A 25,287-nucleotide genomic window follows, 5' to 3' on the forward strand; every position below is an offset into this window, starting at 1 on the left:
GGCCCGCCTCATCCCGCGGACACGCCGTAACCCCACCAGTCACTTTCGTAACAGGCCCTAGCTCTCGGGCGATGTCGGTGTTGCTCCGTCCAGCCGCGATGAGGGCGAGGACCTGGGACTCTCGCGGCGTCAGGGTGCTCAGGACACCCAATCGGGGGGCGGTGAGCGCGCGCTCGGCGCCAGCCGTCCCGAGGAGCGCACCTCCCGAAGCCACGGTGCGCAGAGCGGCGAGGACTTCCTCTTGGGCAGCGCCTTTGAGGACGTATCCGCGGGCGCCCATCCGCAGCGCGGAGGCGACGGCGCCGTCGTCATCGACCATGGTGAGCACGAGCACTCCCGTCTGCGGGCGGTCGGCGAGGATGCGGCGGATCGCCTCGAGTCCGGGCATCCCCGGCAGGTTGAGGTCCATCAGGACGACGTCCGGCTCCAGCTCAGCCGCGCGCGCCACCGCGGCTTCGCCGTCGCCCACCGCGTCGAGCACCGTGACGTCCGGGACGGTGTCGAGCAGTCCGGTCAGTCCGTCTCGGAACAGTGGGTGGTCGTCGACGACGAGCACGGTGATCATTCGATGGCTCCTGCGGTCGTGCCGTCGTGGGACAGGGGCAGGCGCATGATCACGCGCGTGCCACGGCCGGTGTCCTGCTCACTGTGGACGGTGAGCGTCCCGCCGATCTCCTCGGCCCGTTCGCGCATGTGGACCAGGCCGAGCCCGCCGACGCGAGCAGCGCCTGGACCGCTCCCGTCGTCGGAGACTTGCAGGGTGAGTGCGTCGTCGTCGACGGCCAGGCGCATGGACGCGCTGACTGCCCCGGAGTGGCGGATGACGTTGGTGAGCGCCTCCTGGGCGATGCGATACGCGGCGACCTCGACCGCTGCCGGCATCGGCCCTGGGTCGTCCACGTCGAGGTGGACCACCAGCCCGGATCCTGCACTGACGTCATCCGCCAACCGGTGCAACGCCCCGTCGAGTCCGTCCTCGTCGATGGCGGGCGGGCGCAACCCTTCTACGATCCGACGGACGTCGATCACGGTCGACTGGATGCCGGAGCGCAGCCTGAGAAGCTCCGCCTCGAGGTCCAGACCGGATTCATCGGGAGTAGCCTTCGCCGTGGTGGCGTCCTGAGCGAGTCGGTTGCGCAGGGTGTCGACCTGCATGGTCAGCGCAGCCAGGGTCGGCCCGAGACCATCGTGGAGGTCCCGTCGCAGCCGTCGCCGCTCCTCCTCACGCGCCAGGGCGAGCCGCTCCTGTCCCTCGCTGATCGTGGTGAGCAGGCGGGCCGAGTCGACGACTCCGCCGAGCTGTCGGGCCACGTCGGCCAGAAGCGCCGTGTCAGACGCCCGCAGCCGCCGCGGGTCGTGCCGCAGTTCGCCGACCGGCACTCCGTAGGCCAGGAGGGGCCACACCACCTCCGGCTCCCCGACGGCCTCCTCGCGCCGCCCCGGCCCACGGCGGGCGAGGGTGCGGCCGTGGACGTCGACGATCTCGACGCGTACCAGCCGCAACCCGTCGCCGATCTGGTTGACGAGCGTGTCCAGCAGGGTCGGCACGTCGGTGGCGTCGGCGAGGCGGCGGCCGCTCTCGGCGAGTACCTCGGCCGGCTGGGACCACTGGCCGTAGGTGAGTCGGTTGACGGCGCGCTGCAGGGCATCGCGGATGGGCAGGAACGCCGCCGCCACCACTCCCGCGGCAACCCAGGGGAGCCAACTGGCGTCACTGTCCCTAAACAGGGCACCCACGAAGGCAACCGTGAGCGCGTACAGGACGGCGACCGCAGCCGAGAGCAGGACGTAGGTCAGAGTTCGACTCACGACCAGCTGAATGTCGTACAGGCGGCTCTGGAGCAAGGCGACCCCGACTGCGATGGGCGCCGGCAGCGTCACCGCCGCGAACATCCATGGCTCGGCCCACGACGTGGCAGCCACGGGGAGGATGACGATCGGTAAGCAGAACGCCACCGCAAACCAAAACAGCTGTTGCTGTAGCAGCTCGTCTCCCAACCGCCAGCGGTGGACCACTCCCGCGACCGCGAGCACGAGAGTGACTGCGGCCAGCACCAGAGCGGCGAGCGCGGCGAGGTCCGCGACGACATGCAGGGACTGAGGCAGTCCCAAGGGGTTGGAAACCGAACTCAGCCGCGTCTCCAGCGGTGTGGGGCTCACCAGGGCCGCCACTGCGAACATCGCGATGCTGGCCACCGCGAGTCGCACCGGGAGCCGGCGGCCCGGCCACGCCGGCTGCCCATCCGGAAACAGCAGTGGCACCAGCAGAGCGAGGACCAGCCAGCCCGCGGCGCGCACCGACGTACCGAGAACGCCAATCCCCGCGGCGTACGGCACGGACCCCGGGTCGCTCACGGCCCCCTGGACCCCGATCGCGAGGAGTCCCTCACCCAGCCCCCACGCCAGAACCCCCAGCATCATGAGGCGACCAACGGTGTTGCCAGGACGCGCAACGAGAATGACGGAGGCGACCACGGCATACGTGAGGATGACGAGCAGGATCGCGAGCCGACCCGGGTGACCCGCCTCCCCGAGTCCGAGCACCACGGACACGACCGCACCCGCCGACGCGGCTGCGCCGGCGAACACCGTCAGTGCGATCCGCCTGTTGCCGCTCACTGCAACCCCACGCCCACACTTTGACTCATGGCGACCCCTCCCGTCAGGCGGGAGCCGGCTTCCCACGCAGCATGGTCACCGCCAGGGCCACGAACCAGAGCATCCACAGCGGGAACCCGACCGTCCCGACCCCGATGGCAGCCAGTGGGCCGGTGAGCAGGGCAACGACACCGACCAGCACCCCAGCCCACCCGACCCAACGCGCCATCACGCCGTCGGCGAGAGCCGCGATCCCCGTCCCAAGGGCATGGACGCCGAGGAGCGTGGCCCCGGTGAAGTAGGTGAAGTTGCGGATGTTGTTCACGGCCAGAGCCGTGTCCAGGTCGAGTCCGTGCGCGGTGCCCCAGGTCGCGGCGGCACCGGCCGCGAACCCGGCGCCCGCGACCGTAACGACGTAGGCCAGTCCGGCAGCGCCCGCGGTCCGCGACGCCCACGCGCCGGCCTCGGTTCTGCCGATCGCGCGGGCCAGGAACACGACCACCGGGAGGAGGACGACGAAGGCCATGAGGTCCACCCACATGCCCGCCAGGACTCGCTCGAGCGGACCGGTCGACCACGAATGCTCGATGCCCTCCTGCCCTGGCACGGTCGTGGGAGCGCCGCGGATGATGATCCCGACGGCGAACAACGCGACGTGGGCGAGTGCCAGCGCCCCGGCGACTCGCCACAACCGTGGCGGGGTGGTCTGGGCCGCAACGGTGGTGGGGTGGGTGATCGCAGTCATGATGCCTCCAGGTGAGTCGCCGCGGCGTCAGGTTGCGTCGCTCCACCACCCTTGCCCGCAAGGCCGCAGGAGTCATCCGGCCCGTTCCCGAGTCACCAGGGAAGATCTCCCGTAGAGCCGGCAATCACCCGACCGGTTCATCCCTAGCATGGCCGGCCAACCCCGCCTCAAAGGTTCCGCTGTCCCCATCGAACTTGGGCCGACTGAGTGGTGTTGCCTGCTGCGCTTGTTGGAGAATGTGACCGGGCGGCGCAGGCCGCTGACCTGGTTGCGGTTGCCTCCACCTGCGTCTCTACGCCGCATCAGCGCAGCCCCGTTGAACGGCGTCCGGCTTCGAGGACCAGTTGCTGTTCTCGACATGTCAGCCGCAGGTGGTCACTGGTAAGAGTCGGTGATCGCTCGTAGGTCGGTGAGGGCCTCGCGGAGTTGCTGCATGCGTTTTGGGCCGAGGTGGGCGCGCCACTCCTGTTCGATGCGGTCCTCCTCTGCGCGGGCGTGTGGGATCGCCTCCTTCGCGCGTGAGGTCATCCGCACCAGGCGTGCGCGGCCGTCGGTGGGGTCGGTGACGCGTTCGACGTAGCCAGCGCGCTCGAGCTTGTCTACCAGAGCCGTCGCCGTCTGCTTGGCGATCTGGGCACGCGCGGCCAGCACACTGAGCCGGGTGCCTTCGGGGTCGACGCCCATCATCAGACGGGCCTGCGCGATCGTCACGTCGTCGAAGCCACGTTGCTGGAGCGCCTCGAAAATGCGGTTGGCGGCCGAGCGTGACGCGATGAACATCAGCAGACTGGCCGGCAGTTCGCGATCCATCGGATCCCTTCACAAAGTCCTACGATCGAACTACACTAGTCCGTCAGTGGGACCAGTTTAACGTGGGAGGCGGACGGTGGACGCGGCACATCACGAGGTGGTCGACTTCTGGTTCGACCCGGTGTGCCCCTACTCCTGGACCGCCTCGCGCTGGCTGCTCGAGGTGGGTGCGCGACGCCACCTGACGGTGCGCCACCATGTCATGAGCCTGTACCTGCTCAACCAGGACCGCACGGACGTCGCGGCGGACTATCGCCGCAGCGTCGAGGGCAGCCGCGGGCCGGCCAAGGTGGCAACGGGCGTGGCGGTGAGGTTCGGACAGCAGACGCTGGCGGACTTCTACACCGCTTTTGGGGAGCGGGTGTTCGACCTCTGGCGTCGACCCACCGCCGCGGAGTACCACGACGTGATCCGTGCCGTGCTGGCCCAGCTGCAGCTTCCCGCTGGCCTGGAGGACGCCATGGAGTTACAGGAATACGACACCCCCATGCGCCTGAGCCACGATGCCGGGGTGGCCTTGGTGGGTGGGGACGTCGGGACGCCGATCACCTCCATCGACGGGGTGGCCTTCTTCGGCCCGGTGCTGAACGAGATTCCGCGTGGAGACCAAGCGGTCGAGGTGTTCGAGGGTGCCCGACTGCTCGCCGGCTACCCACAGTTCTACGAACTCAAGCGAACCCGCACGCGACCTCCGGTCTTCACCTGAAGGACGAACATGCGACATTTGACGACCACCGACACGGACGCCCTATGGGCCGGTATCGACGACCAACGAGCCAGGACCGCCACGCTGCTCGACGGCCTCACCCCCGACCAGTGGGACCATCCCTCCTTGTGCGACGGCTGGACCGTGCGACACGTCGCCGCGCACCTCACCGGGCAGCAACAACGGGTACGTGACGCGTTGGGCTTCATCATCCGTCATCCCCGGATCCTGCGCAGCATGCCGCTGAACACCTTCATCCACGACGCCGTCGTCCTGCAGGCGGAAGAGCTGTCCACCGAGCAGATCGTCACGCGGATCCGGGACGGCATCGGCTCACGTCGACACAACCCAGGGCTCACCCCGCTGGAGACACTGACCGACATCCTCGTGCACAGCCAAGACATCGCCATCCCCCTCGGCATCGACCTGCCCATGCAGCCCTCACTCAGCGCCCTCGCCGCGACCCGACGGTGGGACACCCGAAACACCTGGCTCGCCACCGTCAACCGCCAGCTCCCCCTGAACAACTACCAGCTCACGGCCACCGACGCCGACTGGAGCCGCGGCCAAGGTCCCGACGTCGTAGGCGAGATCGGCGCCATCCTGCTTCTCATCACCGGCCGGACCGCAGCGCTGCAACAGCTCACCGGCGAAGGAGCGGACGCCCTGCGCCACGCCGAGGCCCGATCCGCGCAATAGGACGCCGCCGGCTCACGCTCTCCCGCAACGTTGGCCCCCCGCGTGGAGACCCGGCTCGCATGCCAAGCAACCTGCATTCCGCCGCGTGGTGGTCCACTGTCATCACCCGCAGGATCCGCTCTAACGTCGACAGGTTCGAGTGCCCGGTCGCGCTGGCGGCGGGCGTGGCGTGGGCCTCTTCCTTGGGTCGCCGCATGAGGTGATCCCATGTCCAGTACTACGACGCTGCTGCCGTTCCAGCCGGCCACGATGTCCACGGCCCAGCTGGCGGCGGTCTCCTTCCTGGCTCGCTACTCCGCGAGGACCCACCGCCTGTACCAGTTCCAGCTGCGGGAGTGGTTCGCCTGGTGCGAACGGAACGGGCTGGACCCGCTGGTCGGGGTACAGCGCGCGCATGTCGAGCTGTACATCCGCAGCCTGGGCGAGCGCGGCCTGATGGACTCCAGCGTGGTGTCGATGATGAACGGGGTGCGTGGCTTCTTCCGGTTCGCGCACATCGACGGCCTGATCCCGGCGGATCCGGCGGTGTACGCGCGGCTGCCGAAGGTGCAGCGCGACGAGTCCCGCACGCAGGGGCTGGACCGGCTCGAGCTGATCCGGTTCCTGCAGGTGGCCCAGACCATCACCGTGCACCACGGCGCGCTGGCGTACCTGCTCGGCATCAACGCCCTACGCGCCTCCGAGGCGGCCGGGGTGCGGATCGAGGACTACGCCGACACCCTGCGCGGGCACCGGGTCCTGCGTCTGGTCGGCAAGGGCAACAAGCCCGCGACGATGCCGGTCACCGTCCCGGTCCTCAGGGTCTTGGAGGCCTGCCGTGGGGAGCGCACCGAGGGCCCGCTGATCCTGCGACCGTTGAGCGGCCAACCCATCGACCGGCGCGACGCCTACCGGATGGTCGCCCGCATCGCCAAGGCGGCCGGCATCCCCCGCCACATCAGCCCGCACTCGCTGCGGCACGCGGCGATCACCAACGCCTTGGATGCCGGGGTGCCGCTTCGCGACGCGCAGATCCTCGCCCGCCACGCCGACCCAAGAACCACCGAGCACTACGACCGCGCCCGAGGCAACCTCGACCGGCACGCCGTGCACTTCCTGACCGCGTACGTCGCCGGCGTCTGAACAGCTGCACCCCCCCTGCCGCGTCACGAGCACGCAACCCCGACGGAGTGGTACCGCCGTAGTACCATGGGTGCATGGCGATGAACCTGCGGCTCACGGACTCCGAGAGCGAAGCCCTTCGTGCCAAAGCCGAGCAGGAGGGCCGCTCCATGCAGGAGGTCGCGAGGACCGCGATCGCCCAGTACGTCTCGGAACGCCCGCAGCGACTGCTCCACGCCATCCACCGTGTGCGCACCGAGGACGCCGAGCTGCTCGAGCGCCTGAGCAAGTGACCGACCCAGAGATCGACTACCTCTCGGTAGAGGACCTTCTCGAGATCGCCGCTGGCGTGATGGGAGAGGTTGGGGTCAGAGACGTCGGCTTGTTGGCTGCCGCCGCGGGACGCCCGCGGGTCACTGTCTTCGGTGATGACGCGTACCCGACGTTCACGGACAAAGCCGCGGCGCTGCTCCATTCGCTGGTCCGAAACCACGCCCTGGTGGACGGCAACAAACGGCTGGCGTGGTCAGCCACCCGCATCTTCTGCCTCCTCAACGGCCAAGACCTGACCTACACCGTCGACGAAGCCGAGGACATGATGATCGGCGCGGCATCCGGCCAACTCGACGTACCGGAGATTGCTGACTGGTTGGCAGCCCGCCTTGGACCAGCGTCATAGCGGCTCCCTAGTCCGAAAATGAAGGTGACCCCCCGTCAGGCGACGGGTTCGAGAGTGACTCGGTAGCCGAGGTGTTGGAGTTCGCGGACGTGGTTGCGCATCTTGCGGTTGAGGTTGACGCGGGCGTCGTAGTAGTCGGGGCCAAGGTCGTGGAATGGGGTGTTCTCCTGGCCGAGGAGGTGCCAGATGATGACCAGGATGGATCGGCCGACGGCGATGATGGCTCGTTTCTTTCCGCGCCGTCGAGCGATGCGTCGGTAGCGCTCGCCGAGGAAGGTGTTGGTGCGGCCGGCTGAGACGGCGGCCTCGCCCAGAACCCGCGCCAAATAGTGGTTGCCGTGCCCGGTGGCGCCGTTGCCCTTCTTGCGGCCGGCGGATTCCTTGATCCCTGGGGCGAACTTGGCCCAGGAGGTCAGGTGCGCGGGGGTCGGGAAGCGGGTCATGTCCAGTCCGACCTCGGCGATGATCGTCTGGGCGGCGGTGACGCCGATCCCGGGGATCTCATCGAGGCGGGCGACCGCTGCCGCGAAGGGGGCGATCTGGGTGCTGGTGCGCTCTTCGACGTCGGCGATGTCGGCGCCCAGCTGGTCGATGCGGGCGAGCATCTTGGTCAGCAGGAACGCGTGGTGGTCGTTGAACCGGCCGACGAACGCCTCTCGTAGCTGGGTGGACTTGTTGCGCATCCGACCGCGGGCCATGTCGGCCAGAGAGTCGGGGTCGCGTTCGCCCGCGATCAATGCGGCCATCATCGCCCGCCCGGAGACTCCGAAGATGTCCGAGGCCACGACCGAGACCTTGATCTGGGCGTCTTCGAGCAGCTTCTCCACGCGCTGCTTCTCCGCCGTCCGGGCGGCGATGAGGTCGACCCGGTATCGGGTCAGGTCCCGCAGCATCCGGATCGGCTCCGGTGGCACGAAGCTGGGCCGCAGCATCTGACGCTCGGCGACCTTGCACAGCCATACTGCGTCGAGTCGATCCGTCTTGGGACGACCCGGCAGGTGCTTGACGTCCTTGGGGTTGACCAGCCACGTTTCGAAGGAATCCTCCAGCAGGTAGAACGGCGGCTTCCAGTAGTCGCTGGTGGACTCCATCACCACCCTGGTCACTGCCAGGTCGGCCAGCCAGTCCGACATCGCCAGCAGCGACCGGGTCATCGTGGAGAAGGTGCGCACCTCCTGTAGCCGACGCCGGCCTGGGCCAGGGATCCGCACGCAGCACACCAGTTCGGCCTTGCCGATGTCCAACGCCGCAACCCGCTGGATGATCTCTTGATCGTCATGCTCGACTTCCACCACAGCCACCACCTTCGTCGTGAACTACAACAGGCGGCCGCTCGTAGGAGCTGCAGGGAACGGCGAATCTAGTCCGCGTGCTCGAAGCAACATGGAAGGGCCCACAACACAGCTCCCGGCGCCCCGACTCTGTTACGGCCTCAACAGGACCAAAGGGAGACGACGTAGACGGGCGGCCGGACCCCCATTTTCAGCCCGGAACGGGCTGCCCGCCAGGGCGAAGAATGACTCTGTTGTCAAGGGGCCGGGATCGGCTCTTTGGAGTGTGCGCCGGCGCTTGTCGCCGTCAAGGTCGTTCGTCCGGTGGGGCGCTCCACCTTGACGGCTCCGGCGCGTCGACGCGGCAGCTGGGGAGCCGGCCCCGGGAGGGGGTTCTCAGCGGTGCTGGTCGCGAGTAGCGTCGTGGGTGCGGGTCCGGGAAGTGGCTGATCCGAAGTGCCGGTGAGCGGGTGCGAGCCGGCCGCGCTGGATACAAGTGACGCCCCGCAGTGCCCTCCCGGACCTGCGTTCACGTGTTCGACCGTCGAGACCGTGGCGTCGGCGACCAGCTGTCGGTAGATCGCGTCGGAGATGCGGCGCTTGAGGCACCGCAGGGCCTCGAGGGGTTTCTTGCCCTCGGCTCGCTTGCGCCGGTAGTAGGCCCGCCCGTCGCTGTTCAGGCGGAGCTGGGTGACCGCGGCGATGTGGATGACGTGGTTGACCCGCCGGTTCCCGGCCCGGGACAGGCGGTGCCGGTCGTGCTCCCCGGAGGACGCGTCCAACGGTGCGGTGCCGGTCCAGGAGGCGAACCGGTTGCGGTCAGCGAACCGGGTGACGTCGCCGACGTCGGCCAGGACCCTGGCGGCGACGACCGGGCCGACACCGGGCAGGTCCATCAACGACGAGCCCCGGGCCAGGACGAGGATCTTGAGCTCGGCGGTGGACGTCTTGATCTTGGCGTCCACAGTGACCAGCTCGGCCAGCTCCTCCGCAGCGAGGCGGCGGCGGGTCTTCCCGGCGACGTCGCGGGGGCGGACGCTGGCAAGCATCTTCTTGGCCTGACCTGTGGTGATGTCCTTCTTGCCCTGCCCGGGCAGCAGCTCAGCCAACAGGGCGTGGAGCCGGTTCACGCTCTGGACCCGGCGCCGGCTCAACGCTTGACGGCGGTCGACCAGCATCCGCATCGCCTCGAGCTCACCGTCCACGACCAGCACCCGCAGGGTCTTGGTGCGAACGGCGACGATCGCGATCGAGTGCGCGTCGCGCGCGTCGGTCTTGCGGCCCAGCCCGGTGTCGAACAGCCGGACCCGGGCGGCGAGCTTGGCCGGAACGTCGACCACGTCTTCCCCGTCGGACAGCAACCGCTGCGCCAGCGGCCGGCCGGTGCCGTTCGCGCCCTCGACCGCCCAGGTCCGTCGCGGCCACGACTTGGCGTACGCACGCATCGCCGTGTACCCGGCCCGGTCGGTGCTGAACCGTCCCTGGCCGAGGAGTCTTTCGTGGTCGTCGACGACCTCGATCGTGACCGACAGCTTGTGGGGATCAACCCCGATGATCACCCGCTCCAGGTGCTGCTTCATCTGCTGCGTCATGTGCCGCTCCCGCCTGTGCTCGAACCGATGTGGTCGGCGAGGTGGGCAGTGCTACTGAGAGCAGGGCAGTCCCTTCTTGAGCCACGCCTCGTCACGGCGCCCGGCGGGCTGCAAACCGATGGAGAGCCACACCGGTCACGCTGGTGGGCAGCCGCTAGAAGAGCGTCCCGCCGAGCGCCTGGACCGAGTCTGGCCAGACACCGGCCCTACGACCAGTGTCAAGTAGCCGCCAGCCGCCGCAAGGTGGTTCTCGAGTGTTCTGGCATCGTGCGCGTGCAGCTGTTCGACGCTCGGGGCTACCTTGCATGGGTGTTCGAGTACGTGACACGTGAGCTGGGCGGCGAGACGGGCCGTCGCGTTGAGCTGATCTGGTTCGCCCGAGGCCGCATCACGGGAGTCAGCGAACGAATCGCGCCGACTGGCTCGACGGTCGCCGCAGTCGTTCTCAGGGACCCGATCCGACTGACCCCCAGCGGTGTGGGGTCTTCGTTCCTGGCCGAGCGGGGCTTCCTGATCGGTCCACACGACCGACCGGTCGTCAACGAGCCGCAAGGTGAGACCTACTGCGTGGGGGTCGTGACCACCCCCGTCGGATGCCGACCCAGTTTCGGGATCGCGCCCGCCCCGCTACGGGGGTACGTCGTGGACCTGATGGAGGCCTGGCCCGGTGCCACCTCCCTGAGGCTGGCGCTCGCCTCATGCCAGACACCGGCCGAAGCCCTCGACCTCGTGGAGTCCGCGCTACGCACCCCTGAGCCATGTGATCGCACCGCGTTCGAGCGATGTCATGCGGCGGTGGAGGCCCTCGCTGCGGACCCAGCCCGTCCTGTGGCTGACATCGCAGCGGGCCTCGGCATCAGTCATGGCCACCTCGATCGGCAGTTCACCGAGCAGGTGGGGCTGAGCCCGCGCACCCTCGCCCGCATTCTGCGGATGCGCCGGCTGCTCGACCACATCGACGTCTACGAGACGGTGGCGTGGGCCGACCTCGCTGCCGAGCTGGGGTGGTTCGACCAGTCGCATCTGATCCGCGACTTCCAGCGCCACACCGGAGTGGCGCCGGCCGAGTACGCGGCCGCACAACGGTCTGCGTACGACCGCCAGGAGGCCGCTGCATCCCCCGGCTTCGTCCCCGACAAGATGTGAAGTCCGTCCAATGCCGACCAGCGCATGAGGTGGGAGGGTGAGGCGATGACCGTCGACGGGAGCGCGAGATGACGACCGCATTCACTGCAGAGACCACTGTTGACCATCCCGTTGGCGCAGTGTGGGAACGCCTCGTCGACTGGGACACCGCGCCTCGGTGGATGCCGGGTGTCCAGACCGTGCGCGCGAATGGGCCCGTGGCAACCGGCTCAACCGTGACCTTCACCTCCCGGGGCAAGGAGCGCCTGGCGACCATTGCGGCAGTCGACCCAGGGCGCAGCATCACATTGCGGTCGGTCCAAGGCGCAGTGGTCGCCGACTACACGTACGAGTGCGCGGCCCATGGTCGCGGCACTCGCGTGGGATTGGTGGCCGACTGTTCCACGACCGGGCCAACACGGCTTTTCGCTCCCGTCATCAGATATGCCATTCGCCGAGCCGATGGCGGCCAGCTGGCAGCATTCGCCGCCACATTCACGACCGCTCCGCCTGGATGATCAGCTGCGGGCACCTATCCGGGCCCTGGTCATCTCAGCCTCCTGACGCGATGCCGGGACCATGGCCTCCACGACGCCCAGATGGCGCGAACGCCATCTCGCCAGCTCCCCAGTTCTGCTCGCCACGTCACACGCAGGGCGTGCGGACGGTGTTGCGTCACTACGCCGCGTATCGCGCGCCGTAGCGGTCGCAGAGCCCAGTTCGAGCTACGTGTCGCAGTGCGGCACGTAGAGTCTCGGTGGACGTGTTTCATCGAATGGCCGGTCAGTTCTCGGCGAGGAACTGTGCCAACGACATCGGCGGCTCACCGGTGACCGCGAGGACGTCGTCGGAGGCCGGCCCCATCTCCCCGTTGGCGACGGCCGTGTACGTCGAGACCCATGCCTCGACCTGCCAGTCGGGCGCGCCGTAGGACTCGCGGGACGCATGCGCCTCCTCGATGGTCTCGTCGACGAAGGTCACCTTCCGCCCGAGGTGCTTGCCGAGGATCGTGGCCATCTCGGTGAAGGTAAGCGCTTCCGGTCCGGTGAGGTCGTAGATCCGCCCGGCGTGGGCCGCCGGGTCCTTCAGCACGGTGGCCGCGACGCGCGCGACGTCTCGGCGCGCGATGACGGCTGCGCGGCCCTCGCCGGCCGGGCCCCGAATGACGCCGTCGTCGCCCACCATGAGCGGCAGGAAGTCGAGGTAGAGGCCGTCTCGTAGGAACGTCCACGCCATCCCGCTCGCCTCGATGTGACCTTCGGTGGCGGCGTGGTCGCGGGCGAGGGTGAAGGTGGCGGTCGGACTGGCGCCGAGGAAGGAGGTGTAGACGACGTGCCGGACGCCGACCGCAGCGGCCGCGTCGACGAAGGCGAGGTGCTGCTGGCGGCGGTGCTCGTTCTCGGCCGCCGACACCATGAACAGCGTCTCGACCCCTTCGAGGGCCGCGCGGGTCTGCGCGGTGTCGGCGTAGCTCGCCCGAAGCACCCTCGCTCCGGGCAGGTCGGGTGCGCGCTCGGGGGACCGAGCGAGGAGGCGTTGGGCAAGTCCCGCGTCGGCGAGCCGGCGCGCGACCATCCCACCGACCGCTCCAGTGCATCCGGTCACGGCCAGCGTGGGCAGGGTCGCGCGGTCGGAAGTCATGCGATGGACGGTAGCTGGCAGAAGGTCACGGGTCGAGGACGAGGCGCGGGCGTCCTGCCTCCGCAAGCGAGACGAAGACGAACAGCACGTCGTTGGCGGCTCGCTCGTCCGGTGTCAGAAGGACGTCGCGGTGCTCAGTGCGACTCTCGACGAGCTCGGCCTTGGAGGCCGCGGGTGCCCACGGGCTGGTCGAAGCCGATCACGGCCACCGTATCGATTAGCGGGGCCGGGACCTGCCCCGGCAACGGGACGAAGGTCAGCGGGGGAGCGCCGCTCACCGGATTGATGCTCCGAGGGCCGGGGTGACCCCGACGGCGCGCGCAAACACTTCGGGGTCGCTTCACGACGGGGTAGCCGCCGACCAGGCAGGCAACGCCGACGACCGCCAAGCTTGGAAGGCGCCCCACTTCGCCGCCAGTCGTCGGTCCCTATCAGCAAGGAGACCTGATTGCTGCCAGCGATCGTCGAGATGGTGCTCCCGGTTGTTCCTGGGTGCTAGGAAGAGTCGGTGCGGGCTCGATTGGCGATGGCGGTCGGGAGCTTCACCGCGCTGTTGATCACCCCTGCGTTCGCGTTGTCCTACTTCAGTGCGTACGCCGTGCCGGGCGAGTCCCCGAGCTCGTGGCTCGCTGCGTTGCAGGACCCGCTCGTCGGGGCCGGGCTCTTGGAGCCCGGCTCCACCACCGTTTACGACCGGTACGGGGTTGCTGTACCTCGCCGCTTGGGTGCTGGCCTTGGCCGGCTTGACGGCCCTGGTGCGTCCCCAGCTCCAGCGGGCCACGCCACGTCTGCGGCGTGCATGGGTCGCCGTGTTCGGCTGCCTGACCTTGATCGCGGCCGGGATTCTGGGTGACTACGCGATACCCAACGACATCGTTGGCGGCGTCGGGTTCGTCCTGACCGGCTTGGGATTCCTGGCAGCGGCCGTGGCTTTCGCGCTCCTGGGACACGCTATTCGTCGCTCGCTCGATCTCAGCCGGTGGGTGGCCTGGTCCGTCGGCGTTGTGGGTGTGGTCTCGGTTGTCGGGGGCACGGCCCTGGTCGGCCACGTCCCCTCCGGCCCTGGCTGCGGGTTCGCGCTGGCTGCGCTAGTCGTAGCAGCAAGCCCCAGCGCGAGCCGCGTCGCCTCGGGTAACTCCGGGCTCCTCCGCAACACCGATGGCCGCCCGTGATGCTGCGTCGCAGCCCGGCTACCCCGGCACCGAGGAAGCACGGGCGCGAACGCTGACATGCGTCACAACGCCGCGTGCGCAGGTCGTCGGGTGGGGGCCTACGGCCGCGGAGCGGGCCGAGCGAGCTCGTAAACCTCGTAAGTGGTGGGGTCACTCTCGTGCTGCGTCTGGCCACGGTGGCGCATGCCTAGCTTCTCGAGCGTGCGCAGCGATGCCTTGTTATCCGACGTCGTCAGCGCAACCAGGTGGTTGACTCCGGCTCGGGTGAAGCAATCCGATGCGACAAGGCCCGCAGCCTCGGTGGCGATGCCTTGGTTCCAGTGCGCCGGATGCACGATGAGCCCGACTTCGGTCTCGCCCGGGGAGATACCCGCCCAACCCGCGCCCATCGGGTCGAGCTCCACACGCCCCAAGCGCTCATCGCTGTCTTGATCGAAGATGGTCCAGGTCCCGAAGCCGTGCTCCTGCCACCGCTCGATCCACCCCTGTAGCTGGCGTTCAACCAGCGACCGCGGTTTGGGCTCTTGGTCGGCACGGGCGAGGATCTCGGGACTGTTGCGCATCTCGAAGTAGAAGTTCAGGTCCGATTCGCTCGCCGGGCGAAGCACGAGGCGCTCACTGACCAGTTCCACGCCGTCCACGGTAACGGCACCTGCAGCGGCGACTTCATCGTGCACCCGCGGTGACCGGTTCCGGCTCGCGTCGATCGGGCTCGTTGGTGTTCCCATCGGTAGCTGTCCTTTCCATCACCGTCAGCCGGTCCTGGCGTTTCAGCGCCGCAACCCGACCCTCGCGGTGAGCGATCACGTGGCTGCGAGGATGCATCGCAGCACACGAAGGCCGGTGACCGTGGCTGGCTTCAGGTGTCAGCCCAGCCACGGTGGCACCGGCTGGTTGGTTGGTTGGTTAGCAGCTGACGTCGGGGTTGAAGTCGGCGAACATGCCGGCGGGGTTCTTGGCCCAGATCCAGGCGTGGGTGAGGTAGAACGCGGGGCCGGGGGGTGGGACCAGGATGTGCATGGGCATGCCGAGCACCGACGGGGGCGTGGAGACCCCGGGTGGGTTGGACTGGGCGCTGCGCACGACCCATTCGACGGCGACCAGCTTGAGCCCGTCGGGTGAGGGTGCGTAGACCAGCACCTCGGGCTCCAGCTCGTTCACGGCGTTGTCGGCCATCAGTGCGGCGTTGAAGTAGTGGTATCCCATGGCTCCGGCGGTGGGGCTGGACACGCAGCCGGCGACGATCCGGTTCTCGGAGCCGTTGACCCAGCCGAGCTCGTACCCATCGGCGACGGCCGCCGCGACCCGGTGGTACTTGGCGGTGGCAGCCCGCACCTGGGCGAGCTGTGCGCCCATGCCCGCAGGGTGCGCCCCGTGCTCGTCGACGGGAGCGGTCTGGTCACCGACCGCGATCGTGGGGTGCACCGCCACCGCAGCCAGGACCGGGGCTGCCACGGCCAGTGCCAGCAGTGCCTTGCGGCGGTTCCGGCTGCGGTCCTTGCGTCCTGGTTCCTTCGGCATCGTCGCGCTCCTTCGTCGTGGTGCAGGGCGGTGGATCGGGGAAGGCTCCCCACCTCATTGACGCCGCGAACACCCCGTGGGGTTTAGGCGCCGCACCGGCCGGGTTTCCGACAGTGGGTCGCTGGGGAGGGCTTGATCAGCCCTACCGGCTTGGGACCGCTGGCACCTATACCCGACGTTCAGGGCACAGGCTGCCTGCCTCAACGGTCGTACTGGTGACAGCCAATAGACCTGAAGGTCTGGTTATCCGAAGTTGCCCGGCGCGAGACTAAACCCGGCGGCGCCCTCGATGCGTCGTTGAGGTAACAGACGCCTTCGCGCCGCACCGCTGGTGCGGGCGAGGGGGCGGTCAGGAGGCCGGTGTGCGGGCGCGGGAGGAGGAGCGGTACGTGCGGTTCGTCGCTGAGCGGCACGCCGGCCTGTACCGCACGGCGTTCCTGCTGACCGGCAACCACCACACCGCGCAGGACGCGGTGCAGTCCACGCTGGTGAAGGTGTACACGTCCTGGAAGCGGGTGCGGCGGGCGGACCGCCCGGTGGCGTACGTGCACCGGATGCTGGCCAACGAGGTGGCCTCGATGTACCGCCGCCGCTCCGCGGGCGAGGTCCCCACCGAGCGCCCGCAGGACCTGCCCGGCGCGCGCCGCCACGCGGGGCCGGAGGAGCGGCTGGTGCAGGCACCGGCCCTTTGGTGCGCGCTGCAGGATCTGAGTGAGCGGCAGCGGGCGGTTGTCGTGCTGCGCTATTACGCCGACCTGTCCGAGGCCGAGATCGCCGACACGCTGGGGATAGCGCCCGGCACGGTCAAAGCGCACGCCCATGCGGCGCTGGCCGCGCTGGGCGCCACCTTGCGAGCGACGGACCCGTTCGCGCAGACCCGGGTGGAGGAGGCGACATGAGCACCGAGCGCCTGGTCCGCGAAGCCCTGGAGAACAGCGTCAAGGACCTGGCCTGTCCCGAACCTAAGTTCGAGCAGCTCCTCGCGGCCGGCCGTGCGGCGCGGCGCCGCCGGGTCGCAATGGTCGCTTCGCTGGCTGCTGCGGCGGTGCTGGTGCTGGTCCTGGCCGGGCTCTCCTTCGCCTGGGCCGGGCGGGCCGGGCGAGCCTTGGAACCGGTGCCGGCCAACCCGACCACCACCGCGACGATAGGGGCGCCGCCATCGGAGTTGCACCAGTGGATCGACGCCCTCCCAGCCGGTGCCCCACCGGCAAGCCCCTACTGGCACGACGGAACCCTGTACGTCGACGGTCAGCACATCCCGGCTCCAAACAAACCCCAGAACATCGAGGTCGCCGGTGAAGAGGTTCTGGTGACCGGCGGCGAAACACCGGGGGCGCTGGTCCGAGGCGACCGGCTCGAACCACTGCCGGCGCCGGCCGGCGCTCAGGTGGGGCTGAGCGTAGACGGCCGAATCGCGTACTGGGTGGTGGGGACCAACGCACCTCGCACCAAGCAGTTCTTCACCTGGGACACCCAGACCAAGAGCGCCCTGGCCTCACGAACCGTGCAGGGTAGTCAGGTCGAGCTATGGGGCATCGACGCCGCCGGAAACGGCTACTGGCAGGCAGACGCGAACTCCGGCCCGTTCACCCGATGGGACGTCCGTGCCGACAAGATCACTGCGACCGACCTGTCCTACGACGAGCCTTGGGCCGCGCCGGAGGTGTTTGACGGGTTTGTCCCGTGGATGCACCCAGAGTTCGCGTACCGCTCCCCGGACGGCACCAAGACGGTCATCACTGACTCCGTGCCGAGAGAGAACCCGACGCAAGGCGTCCTGGGCGACTGGCGGCTGCGGGTTCGACGAGTCGGGCCGGACGATTCGGTCGCCCCAGAGGACGTCACCACACTCGCGGTTTCCAAAGAGTTCCCGCAAGATGCGCGCTTCGCATTGGGCGACGGCTTGGTGTGGTGGGAGTCAAACGACTCCGTGCTGTTCACGATTGACAGCGACCTGCGCACCTACCTGTTGCGCTGTTCGGCAAACGGTGACGCCTGCCAGCGCGTCACCGACCTTGGCCCCTGGAACACCCAAACACACCCTTACACCCCCAATTGGGAGAACGGTGCCTGGCAGTTCGCCCGCGCTCCGGTATCGCAGTAGCCAGCTGAGCACAGTCGGGTCGACCAATCCTCCCTGCCGGAGGGGCACGCTTGAGCCAGGGCACCTCGTTTTACGCCCAAGAGCACGAGCTTTGAACCTGCGTCACTACGCCGCATCAAGGCATGCTCGCGAATGTGTCTGCCCGGCACGGATGGCTGGCCTCGTCCCTCCTCGGCGTGCGCCCGACTCGGATCACCGGGTCCTTCGACGACCGATTGGCGACGGGCGCTGGACGCAACTGCTTGCGGCTGGGCTCTCCTTGGCGAAGGCTTGCTCGAGGGACAAGAGACGAGGAGGGCCGATGAAGATCCTCTTCAGCGCGTGGCCGGGGTACGGGCACCTGCTGCCGATGCTGCCGCTGGTTCGTGCGGCCCAGCGGGCTGGCCACGAGGCAGTCATCACAACCGGGCCGGACTTGGCGCCTTTCGCTTCGAGCCTTGGCGTTCGAACCGTGGCTGCGGGTCCCACTGCCGCGGATTCCTATTCGCACCTGCCGGGCGATGTCATGATCAGCCGGATGCCGGCTGCGGAGCAGAACGCGTTCGCGGCAAAGAACCTCTTCGGGGCTGCGGCCGCCGTGCGTGCCCGCGAGCTGGCGCCGTTCTTCTCAAGCTGGAAGCCCGATCTGGTGGTGCATGACCCCCTTGAGCTTGGAGCGGCGGCGGCTGCGTCGTGGGCCGGGACGGCCCACGTCACCCATGGCTACGGTCCCATGCACGCCGAGAACGACGAGATGATCACTGTCATCGGGTCGGCACTGGCCGACGCGGTGGGTGTAGACCCGACCGATTCGGTCTTCGCGGCGCCCTACCTGGACATCTGTCCACCCGCCATGCGCACGCGCGCCCAGATGCCCTGGCGTGACGTGCGTCCTCTGCGCCCATCGGCCGGCGAGCCCGGCGACGGGTCCATCGCGAACTCGATCGCCACCCTGCCCCATCCAGAAACGATCTACTTCACCCTCGGCACGGTCATGAACCAAGCCCGCGGGGTCTTCCGAGCAGTGCTCGAGGCAGCTGACGAACTCGACATCAACCTCGTGATCACAACCGGCCCTGACCTCGACCCAGCCACGATCGGCCCGCTCCGGGAGTCTGCGATCGCGTACCCGTTCCTGCAGCAGGCAGATGTGCTACCCCACTGTTCAGCAGTGGTCTCACACGCCGGGGCGGGAACGATGCTCGGCGCGCTCTGCTTCGGACTCCCACAGTTGTGCCTACCCCAGAGCACCGACCAACCGCTCAACGCTGCCAGCCTGGTCCCCACCGGCGCCGCTCTCTGCCTCCAACCGCACGAGACCACAACCAAGACCGTTGCCGCTGCCCTGCGCAAGCTCCTCCACGAACCGCCGTACCGAGAAGCAGCCACCCGCCTGCGCACCGCCATCGAGGCAATGCCCGACGCCGAGCGTGGGATCGGCGACCTAACGACATAGCCCGCGCATCGCCATCGAGCGACGACGCCCCCAGCACCATCTCCAAGGTGCGTCACTGCGCCGCCTGTCGATCAGTCGGCCCGAGCCTGATGCGGATCCCGCCGCCGACGCCCGGAGCCCGGCACCGTTCCTGGGACCGGACGGCCGCCTACTCCTCGCGCCGCTTGGGGAGCATGATGGAGCCATGACGAGGATCCTGGTCGTGGCCAACCAGACGCTGGGGTGCCCCGAGCTCGAGGAGGCCCTCGCGCCCTACACCGAGGGTGATGCCGAGATGATCGTGGTAGCACCGATCTCGGTCAGTGAGGGGGAGTCCCAGTGGGACTATCCACCCATCGACCGCTACATCCCCAGCGCTGAGCAGATCGCCCATGCGCTGGCCGGAGGCCGCCTCGAGCACGAGCTCGACAGGTTGAAGCGGCTCGGGGTGACGGCGCGTGGAGAGATCGTCGACCACGACCCAGTGGGCCGGGTACAGGAGCTCCTCGGCGAGTCCGAGTTCGACGCCGTCCTCGTCTGCACGCTGCCGACGCGGCTGTCTCGCTGGCTCCGGATGGACCTGCCCGGTCGACTGGCGCGAGCGGCGGTCACGGCCCCGGTCGTCCATGTGCCGGGTTCGGCGGGACCCTCGTTGTAGGCGCGGATCCTGCCCCGCACCGATTGCTGTGGGGCAGCGGCCAACCTCTCCCGCATCAAGCACGAGCGAGCGGATCGCACCAGCGTCACACCGCCGCGAGCCGGTCATCCTCTCGGATCAGCGATCAACACCCAGATCATGACCCGTCTTCTTCGCGGCCCTCGACCGGGGCGAATCCCTCGGCGACGTAGAGCGGGGTGGCGAAGTTGTCGGGCTCGATCGACAGGCTCAACCGGGCGATGCCTCGGTGGCGTGCCTTTGCCTGCAGAGCGCGCAGCAGGCCGCGCCCGACGCCAAACCCCCTGCTGGAGGGCGCGACCCACAGGCAGAGTCCTGGCGTGGCCTCGTCCACGAAGCCGTAGCCGGGATCTTCGGCTCCCAGGTACTGGGCCCACAACCAAGCCGATCGGCTCGTCTGCGCCTTCGGCGACGATGCCGAAATCGCCCCGTTGTGGCATGAGTTCCGTGTAGTGGCGGAGCTGCGGCTGGGTCTGGACGTCGTGCGGCGTGACCTGCTCTCCCGACCAGTTGAGAGGTTCCCCAGCATGGCCTGGGCGACCAGGGCCTCGTCCTGGGTCGAAAGAGGCCGCAACGTCCAACTCGTGCTCACTCCGGACAGTATGTCCGCAGCCTTCGGCACAGGACAGAGGCACCCGACGGCCCTGCAGCAAGGGTGAGGCCAGATCGTCACGTCGCCGGACAAGATCGGCGTCATCCGCGCGATGCGCAAGCCGCTGGGTGGGCTACCTACGGCCGCGGAGCAGGCCGAGCGAGCTCGAACACCTCGTACGTCGTGGCGTTACTCACGTGCTGGCTCTCGCCACGGCGGCGCATACCTAGCTTCTCAAGCGTGCGCAGCGACGCCTTGTTATCGGACGTCGTCAGCGCGACCAGTCGAATGAGTCCGGCTCGAGTGAAGCAATCCACCGCGACAAGGCCCGCCGCCTCGGTCGCGATGCCTCGGTTCCAGTACGTCGGATGGACGATGAGCCCGACTTCGATCTCACCCGGCGAGATGCCCGCCCAACCAGCGCCCATCGGGTCGAGCTCCACACGCCCCTGTCGCTCATCGCTCTCTCGATCGAAGACGGTCCAGGTTCCGAAGCCGTGCTGCTGCCACCGGTCGATCCACCCCCGGAGCTGGCGGTCAACCAGCGACCGCGGTTTGGGCTCCTGGTCCGGATGCGCGAGGATCTCCGGCCTGTTGCGCATCTCGACGTAGAAGTCGAGGTCCGATTCGCTCGCCGGGCGAAGCACGAGACGCTCACTGACGAGTTCCACGTCATCCACGGTACGGCAGAGGCCGCGGTGACTTGATGGTGCGCCGCGGGACCGAGTCCGGCTCGCGTCGATCGGACATGTTCGGGTTCCCATGGAGAGCACCCACCCATCACCGGGCAGCCGGTCTCGCGTCAAGGAGCCCCCCAGCGGTGCGTCGCACCGTCGGCAGTGGACCGTGGCGCTGAGTCCGACGTGGCTCACGAGTTGGTCCCATTGACTCGTCGCCGTTACGACGAATCCCCATGTCGTGGCGGACTCTCGGGCATTCGGCCTCCCGCGATGGCAGCCACCGGCCTGGCGGTCAGCAGCTGACTTCGGGGTTGAAGTCGGCGAACATCCCGGCGGGGTTGTTGGCCCAGACCCAGGCGTGGGTGAGGTAGAAGGCCGGGCCGGGGGGTGGGACGAGGATGTGCATGTCCATCCCGAGGACCGAGGGCGCTTCGGAGACGCCGACGGGGTTGGACTGTGCGCTGCGCACGACCCATTCGACGGCGACGAGCTTGAGCCCGCCGTCGGGTGCGGGGGCGTAGACCAGGACCTCGGGTTCGAGGGCGTCGACGTCGTTGTCGGCCATCAGGTCGGCGTTGAAGTAGTGGTAGCCCATGGCTCCTGCGGTGGGGTTCGAGATGCAGGTGTCGACGATCCGCTTGTTCAGGCCGTTGACCCAGCCGAGCTCGTAGCCGGCGGCTTCCGCCACCTCCACCCGGTGGAACTTGGCGGTGGCCGCACGGACGCGGGCGAGCTCGTCCTGAAGTCCCGCAGCATGGGCTGCGTGCTCGTCGACAGCGGGCGGGTCCTGGTCGCCGACGGCGGTGGGTGGGAACAGCGCCACCGCGGCAATGAGCGGTGCTGCCAGGGCGAGTGCGAGTAGTGCCTTTCGGCCGTTCCGGTTCTGCTGTGTGAGTTCTGCTTGGTTGGGCATGTCCGCGCTCCTGTCGTGTTGCAGGCCGGCTGCATCGGGGACGGTTCCCCGCCATCTAGACGCCGCGAAGCCACCCCGGGGTTTAGGGTCCCGTGCCCAGACGTTCTCGAGCAGGGTCGGACGCTGGTTCGGCGTGGCCGCATCCTGCTCGCCTCCACGGTCACGCCGGGTGGGCGCGATGGCACGATCGCGGCAGCAGCGCGCTTGTGGGCGACGGGTTCGGGAGCGTGGATTCGCTGGCGCGGGGAAGTTGGCCGGCGCGAGACTAAACCCAGCGGCGGTGTCGATGCGTCGTTGAGGTAGCAGGCCTTGATGCCCGCACCGGTGGTGCGGGGCGAGGTGGTGGTCAGGAGGCTCGGGTGCGGGCGCGTGAGGAGGAGCGGTACGTGCGGTTCGTGCAGGAGCGGCACGCCGTCCTGTACCGCACGGCGTTCCTGCTGACCGGGAACCACCACAGCGCGCAGGACGCGGTGCAGTCGACGTGGGTGAAGGTGTTCGCGTCGTGGTCGCGGGTGCGGCGTGCGCAGCGGCCGGTGGCGTACGTGCATCGGATGCTGGCCAACGAGGTGGCCTCGATGCACCGCCCACGTCGTGCGGGCGAGGTCCCCACCGACCGGCTGCAGGACCTGCCCGGTGCGGACCGGCAGCTCGGGTCGGAGGAGCGGGTGGTGGACGCGCAGACGGTGTGGAACGCCTTGGCGACGTTGAGTGAGCGGCAGCGGGCGGTGGTGGTGCTGCGCTACTACGCCGACCTGTCCGAGGCGGAGATCGCCGACACCCTGGGGATCGCCCCGGGCACGGTCAAGGCGCACGCACACGCCGCGCTGGCCGCACTGGGCGCCACCTTGCGAGCCGCCGAACCGCTCGCGAGCGACCGGGCGGAGGAGGCGACATGAGCACCGAACGCCTCGTACGGGCAGCGTTGGAGGACAGTGTCAAGACCCTGACCTGCCCCGAACCCGACCTCGACCAGCTGCTCGCGGCCGGACGTGCGGCGCGGCGGCGCCGGATGGTCTCGGTCGCGGCCCTGGCCGCCGCGGCTGTGCTGGTGCTCGTGTTGGCCGGGCTCTCCTTCGCCTGGGCCAGCGGGGCCGGGCGGGCGCTGGAGCCGGTGCCGGCCAACCCGTCCCCCACCAGTGCGACGACCCCGCCGGCGATCAGGTCGGAGCTGCAGCGGTGGATCGACGCCCTCCCGGCCGGCGCGCCACCGGCCACGCCGTACTGGCACGACGGGACCCTGCACGTCAACGGGGAGCGCATCCCGGCCCCATACAACGCGGTGGACATCGAGGTCGCCGGTGACACCGTCCTGGTGGGCGGGCACGAGGGCGACCCCAAGGACGGGGCCACGCCCACGACGTGGGCACTCGTTCGAGGCAACCAGCTCCAACCGCTCCCGGTCTCGGCCGACACCGGCGACGTGGGGTTGAGCGTCGACGGAAGGATCGCCTACTGGGTGACGAGCGTGCCAGGCACCAAACAGTTCTTCACCTGGGACACCGAGACGAACACCGCCCTGGCGTCGCGCACGGTGAGCGGCCGTCAGGTCGAGCTGTTGGGGATCGACGAGTCCGGAAACGGCTACTGGCAGACCGACGCGACCCAGCCGATCGACCCCGAGATCACCCGTTGGGATGTCCGCGCCAACACGGTTCACCCGAGCGACCTGACCTACGGGGCCCAGGCACCCGAGACATTCTTCGACGGGTTGCCACCGTGGATGCACCCAGGTGACTCCTACCGTTCCCCGGACGGCACCAAGAGGGTGTTCACCAACTCCGGCCCGTCGGACTCGCCGTCGGACTGTTGCACCTCCCAGTTGCGGGTGCGACCCGTCGGGCCGGACAACTCAGTCGAACCCGAGGACGTCATCACCTTGGCGCTGCCCAAGGCAGACTCCGTCACACGCATTCTCGGCGAAGGTGACGGGTACTGGGTGTGGTGGGAGTCCAATGAGTCGCTGCTCTTCCCCGTCGACGGCGACCTCCACACCTACCTGCTGCGCTGCTCGCCGACGGGCGGGGCGTGCCAGCGTGTCGCCGACCTCGGGACCGACACCGCCCCAACGGACTCGTCCTTCAAGGACTGGATGCGCGGCTGGGGATTCGCGCGCGCCCCGGTAACCCAGTAGAACGACCTGAAGTCATCCTCGACCGCCAACTGGTGACAGAGCGAACCTTCGCCCTATCGAGTTGATCACTGGCCTTGACGGGCGGGGTGGCGTGGCTGGCCAAGGTCGTGAACCGCCCCGGGTCAACTCCGAGTTGATGCTGAGAAATGCGGGGGGTTCTCTGGCCCCGATCGGACAGAGGCACCGTCTGTCGGCGGTGCGTCATAGCGCCGCGTATCGCTCGGTCGGCCGGACGGTGCCTCCACGACGGCGAGCCGTCGGTGGGGGCCGACCTCGGCATCCAGTGACCCGATCATCTCCGACCGGGCAATCGCGGCCCCCGCGACGACCCGTGTCCGTGTGTGGCCTGGGGGGGTGAGCCCGATGCGCGTTGACGCCAGAGTGTGACCAGCCGAGGAGCCCCTCGGCACCAGACCGCACCAGTCCTCCGGAGTGCGTTGGACCGGCCGGGCCCTCCCCGGCGCACCCCGGCGTTCCCGTCGAGCAGAGCAGGCCCCGATGACCTACGCCACCGAAGACAACATCACCGACCTCGCCGTCGACCGATGGGCGACGGCCCACGACCCCCGGCAGGCAGAGGTGCTGACCAGCCTCGTGCGTCACCTGCACGACTTCGCACGCGAGGTCCGACTCACCGAGGACGAATGGATGGCCGGGATCCAGTGGCTGACCCGCGTGGGCCAGATCAGCGACGACAAACGCGAGGAGTTCATCCTCGCGTCGGACGTCCTCGGGATCAGCATGCTCGTGGTCCAGATGAACAACCGCTTCGGACCCGGCGCCACGCCCGCGACGGTCCTCGGGCCGTTCCACATCAACGGCTCACCGCCCGCGCCCTACGGGTGGAACATGTCCGACGGGATCGAGGGGACCCCGTTCTTCATCACCGGCACCGTGCGGTCAGTGACCGGTGAGCCGATCGCCGGGGCCGTGCTCGACGTCTGGCAGGCCGACGCCGACGGCACGTACGAGGCACAGCTCGACGTCGACGAGGCACGGCTGCGCGCGAAGTACCACACTCGCGAGGATCCGCAGCATCGTCCCGCTCGGCTACGCCATCCCCATGGACGGCCCCGTCGGTGACCTCACGGTGAGTGATCATGTGGCTGGGTGGGTG

The 25,287-nt window shown here is 68.8% G+C and carries 27 protein-coding genes; 15 read left to right on the top strand and 12 right to left on the bottom strand.

The window, feature by feature from the left end:
• The 4 genes from ABD899_RS02545 to ABD899_RS02560 form a co-directional block, all read right to left on the bottom strand.
• On the bottom strand, nucleotides 1-565 hold a 565-nt coding region (locus ABD899_RS02545), incomplete at its 3' end, for a response regulator (protein WP_345201938.1).
• Nucleotides 562-2,619, bottom strand: a complete 2,058-nt coding sequence (locus ABD899_RS02550) for a sensor histidine kinase (protein ID WP_345201940.1) — start codon at nucleotides 2,617-2,619, stop codon at nucleotides 562-564. The genes ABD899_RS02550 and ABD899_RS02545, both read right to left, overlap by 4 nt.
• 43 nt (nucleotides 2,620-2,662) lie before the next feature.
• The gene (locus ABD899_RS02555; protein ID WP_345201942.1) at nucleotides 2,663-3,343 is read right to left on the bottom strand and encodes a hypothetical protein; all 681 of its coding nucleotides are present in this window, start codon (nucleotides 3,341-3,343) and stop codon (nucleotides 2,663-2,665) included.
• Between the two features lie 375 nt (nucleotides 3,344-3,718).
• Nucleotides 3,719-4,153, bottom strand: coding sequence for a MarR family winged helix-turn-helix transcriptional regulator (locus tag ABD899_RS02560; RefSeq protein WP_345201945.1), 435 nt, complete (start codon nucleotides 4,151-4,153; stop codon nucleotides 3,719-3,721).
• A gap of 76 nt (nucleotides 4,154-4,229) precedes the next feature.
• On the opposite strand from ABD899_RS02560, the gene ABD899_RS02565 reads away from it, so the two are divergent.
• From ABD899_RS02565 to ABD899_RS02585, 5 genes are all read left to right on the top strand, one after another.
• The gene (locus tag ABD899_RS02565; RefSeq protein WP_345201946.1) at nucleotides 4,230-4,859 is read left to right on the top strand and encodes a mycothiol-dependent nitroreductase Rv2466c family protein; all 630 of its coding nucleotides are present in this window, start codon (nucleotides 4,230-4,232) and stop codon (nucleotides 4,857-4,859) included.
• Nucleotides 4,860-4,877: 18 nt separating this feature from the next.
• Nucleotides 4,878-5,558 (top strand): maleylpyruvate isomerase family mycothiol-dependent enzyme, encoded by a 681-nt coding sequence (locus ABD899_RS02570; RefSeq protein ID WP_345201948.1) that lies wholly within the window; start codon nucleotides 4,878-4,880, stop codon nucleotides 5,556-5,558.
• Nucleotides 5,559-5,765: 207 nt separating this feature from the next.
• Nucleotides 5,766-6,680, top strand: a complete 915-nt coding sequence (locus tag ABD899_RS02575) for a tyrosine-type recombinase/integrase (protein WP_345201949.1) — start codon at nucleotides 5,766-5,768, stop codon at nucleotides 6,678-6,680.
• 74 nt (nucleotides 6,681-6,754) lie between these two features.
• Nucleotides 6,755-6,952, top strand: a complete 198-nt coding sequence (locus ABD899_RS02580; protein WP_345201952.1) for a DNA-binding protein — start codon at nucleotides 6,755-6,757, stop codon at nucleotides 6,950-6,952.
• On the top strand, nucleotides 6,949-7,338 hold the full coding sequence (locus ABD899_RS02585) for a type II toxin-antitoxin system death-on-curing family toxin (protein ID WP_345201953.1): 390 nt from the start codon (nucleotides 6,949-6,951) through the stop codon (nucleotides 7,336-7,338). Before ABD899_RS02580 ends, ABD899_RS02585 begins: the two co-directional genes overlap by 4 nt.
• Nucleotides 7,339-7,373: 35 nt before the next feature.
• On the opposite strand, the gene ABD899_RS02590 is transcribed toward ABD899_RS02585, so the two are convergent.
• Both ABD899_RS02590 and ABD899_RS02595 read right to left on the bottom strand, forming a co-directional pair.
• Entirely contained in the window at nucleotides 7,374-8,630 is a 1,257-nt protein-coding gene (locus ABD899_RS02590) for an IS110 family RNA-guided transposase (protein ID WP_425474935.1), read from the bottom strand.
• A gap of 236 nt (nucleotides 8,631-8,866) precedes the next feature.
• Complete coding sequence (locus tag ABD899_RS02595) at nucleotides 8,867-10,201, bottom strand: IS110 family RNA-guided transposase (protein ID WP_345201958.1); 1,335 nt, start codon at nucleotides 10,199-10,201, stop codon at nucleotides 8,867-8,869.
• Nucleotides 10,202-10,510: 309 nt separating this feature from the next.
• Between ABD899_RS02595 and ABD899_RS02600 the strand changes: the two genes are divergently transcribed.
• Together ABD899_RS02600 and ABD899_RS18900 are read left to right on the top strand one after the other, a co-directional pair.
• Nucleotides 10,511-11,347: a helix-turn-helix domain-containing protein gene (locus tag ABD899_RS02600; RefSeq protein ID WP_345201960.1), complete on the top strand. Its 837-nt coding sequence runs from the start codon at nucleotides 10,511-10,513 to the stop codon at nucleotides 11,345-11,347.
• 68 nt (nucleotides 11,348-11,415) lie between these two features.
• Nucleotides 11,416-11,844, top strand: coding sequence for an SRPBCC family protein (locus ABD899_RS18900; protein ID WP_425474932.1), 429 nt, complete (start codon nucleotides 11,416-11,418; stop codon nucleotides 11,842-11,844).
• Nucleotides 11,845-12,109: 265 nt separating this feature from the next.
• Here ABD899_RS18900 and ABD899_RS02605 read toward each other — a convergent pair whose 3' ends face one another.
• A complete protein-coding gene (locus ABD899_RS02605) occupies nucleotides 12,110-12,967 on the bottom strand; it encodes an SDR family oxidoreductase (protein ID WP_345201962.1) in 858 nt (285 codons plus the stop codon).
• Nucleotides 12,968-13,671: 704 nt separating this feature from the next.
• On the opposite strand from ABD899_RS02605, the gene ABD899_RS02610 reads away from it, so the two are divergent.
• On the top strand, nucleotides 13,672-14,139 hold the full coding sequence (locus tag ABD899_RS02610; protein WP_345201965.1) for a hypothetical protein: 468 nt from the start codon (nucleotides 13,672-13,674) through the stop codon (nucleotides 14,137-14,139).
• 98 nt (nucleotides 14,140-14,237) lie between these two features.
• Here the strand turns inward: ABD899_RS02610 and ABD899_RS02615 are convergent, their stop codons facing one another.
• Together ABD899_RS02615 and ABD899_RS02620 are read right to left on the bottom strand one after the other, a co-directional pair.
• On the bottom strand, nucleotides 14,238-14,867 hold the full coding sequence (locus tag ABD899_RS02615; RefSeq protein ID WP_345201966.1) for a GNAT family N-acetyltransferase: 630 nt from the start codon (nucleotides 14,865-14,867) through the stop codon (nucleotides 14,238-14,240).
• Between the two features lie 178 nt (nucleotides 14,868-15,045).
• The gene (locus ABD899_RS02620; protein WP_345201967.1) at nucleotides 15,046-15,660 is read right to left on the bottom strand and encodes a hypothetical protein; all 615 of its coding nucleotides are present in this window, start codon (nucleotides 15,658-15,660) and stop codon (nucleotides 15,046-15,048) included.
• A gap of 362 nt (nucleotides 15,661-16,022) precedes the next feature.
• Here ABD899_RS02620 and ABD899_RS02625 point away from each other — a divergent pair, with 362 nt between their 5' ends.
• The 4 genes from ABD899_RS02625 (at nucleotide 16,023) to ABD899_RS02640 (ending at nucleotide 19,836) form a co-directional block, all read left to right on the top strand.
• Nucleotides 16,023-16,559: a SigE family RNA polymerase sigma factor gene (locus ABD899_RS02625; RefSeq protein WP_345201970.1), complete on the top strand. Its 537-nt coding sequence runs from the start codon at nucleotides 16,023-16,025 to the stop codon at nucleotides 16,557-16,559.
• The gene (locus ABD899_RS02630) at nucleotides 16,556-17,764 is read left to right on the top strand and encodes a hypothetical protein (protein ID WP_345201972.1); all 1,209 of its coding nucleotides are present in this window, start codon (nucleotides 16,556-16,558) and stop codon (nucleotides 17,762-17,764) included. Before ABD899_RS02625 ends, ABD899_RS02630 begins: the two co-directional genes overlap by 4 nt.
• A 301-nt stretch (nucleotides 17,765-18,065) precedes the next feature.
• On the top strand, nucleotides 18,066-19,199 hold the full coding sequence (locus tag ABD899_RS02635; RefSeq protein ID WP_345201974.1) for a glycosyltransferase: 1,134 nt from the start codon (nucleotides 18,066-18,068) through the stop codon (nucleotides 19,197-19,199).
• A 184-nt stretch (nucleotides 19,200-19,383) separates the two neighbouring features.
• The gene (locus tag ABD899_RS02640) at nucleotides 19,384-19,836 is read left to right on the top strand and encodes a hypothetical protein (RefSeq protein WP_345201975.1); all 453 of its coding nucleotides are present in this window, start codon (nucleotides 19,384-19,386) and stop codon (nucleotides 19,834-19,836) included.
• Nucleotides 19,837-19,972: 136 nt separating this feature from the next.
• Here ABD899_RS02640 and ABD899_RS02645 read toward each other — a convergent pair whose 3' ends face one another.
• From ABD899_RS02645 to ABD899_RS02655, 3 genes are all read right to left on the bottom strand, one after another.
• Complete coding sequence (locus ABD899_RS02645) at nucleotides 19,973-20,233, bottom strand: GNAT family N-acetyltransferase (RefSeq protein WP_345201977.1); 261 nt, start codon at nucleotides 20,231-20,233, stop codon at nucleotides 19,973-19,975.
• A 350-nt stretch (nucleotides 20,234-20,583) separates the two neighbouring features.
• On the bottom strand, nucleotides 20,584-21,117 hold the full coding sequence (locus ABD899_RS02650) for a GNAT family N-acetyltransferase (RefSeq protein ID WP_345201979.1): 534 nt from the start codon (nucleotides 21,115-21,117) through the stop codon (nucleotides 20,584-20,586).
• A 301-nt stretch (nucleotides 21,118-21,418) separates the two neighbouring features.
• Nucleotides 21,419-22,039: a hypothetical protein gene (locus ABD899_RS02655; RefSeq protein ID WP_345201981.1), complete on the bottom strand. Its 621-nt coding sequence runs from the start codon at nucleotides 22,037-22,039 to the stop codon at nucleotides 21,419-21,421.
• Nucleotides 22,040-22,398: 359 nt separating this feature from the next.
• On the opposite strand from ABD899_RS02655, the gene ABD899_RS02660 reads away from it, so the two are divergent.
• From ABD899_RS02660 to ABD899_RS02670, 3 genes are all read left to right on the top strand, one after another.
• Nucleotides 22,399-22,935: a SigE family RNA polymerase sigma factor gene (locus ABD899_RS02660; protein ID WP_345201982.1), complete on the top strand. Its 537-nt coding sequence runs from the start codon at nucleotides 22,399-22,401 to the stop codon at nucleotides 22,933-22,935.
• On the top strand, nucleotides 22,932-24,170 hold the full coding sequence (locus ABD899_RS02665) for a hypothetical protein (protein ID WP_345201983.1): 1,239 nt from the start codon (nucleotides 22,932-22,934) through the stop codon (nucleotides 24,168-24,170). Before ABD899_RS02660 ends, ABD899_RS02665 begins: the two co-directional genes overlap by 4 nt.
• Nucleotides 24,171-24,668: 498 nt before the next feature.
• A complete protein-coding gene (locus ABD899_RS02670; RefSeq protein ID WP_345201985.1) occupies nucleotides 24,669-25,253 on the top strand; it encodes a dioxygenase in 585 nt (194 codons plus the stop codon).
• The last annotated feature ends 34 nt before the right edge of the window (nucleotides 25,254-25,287 follow it).

The sequence above is a fragment of the Fodinibacter luteus genome, from assembly GCF_039541575.1.
Classification (GTDB): Bacteria; Actinomycetota; Actinomycetes; order Actinomycetales; family Dermatophilaceae; genus Fodinibacter; species Fodinibacter luteus.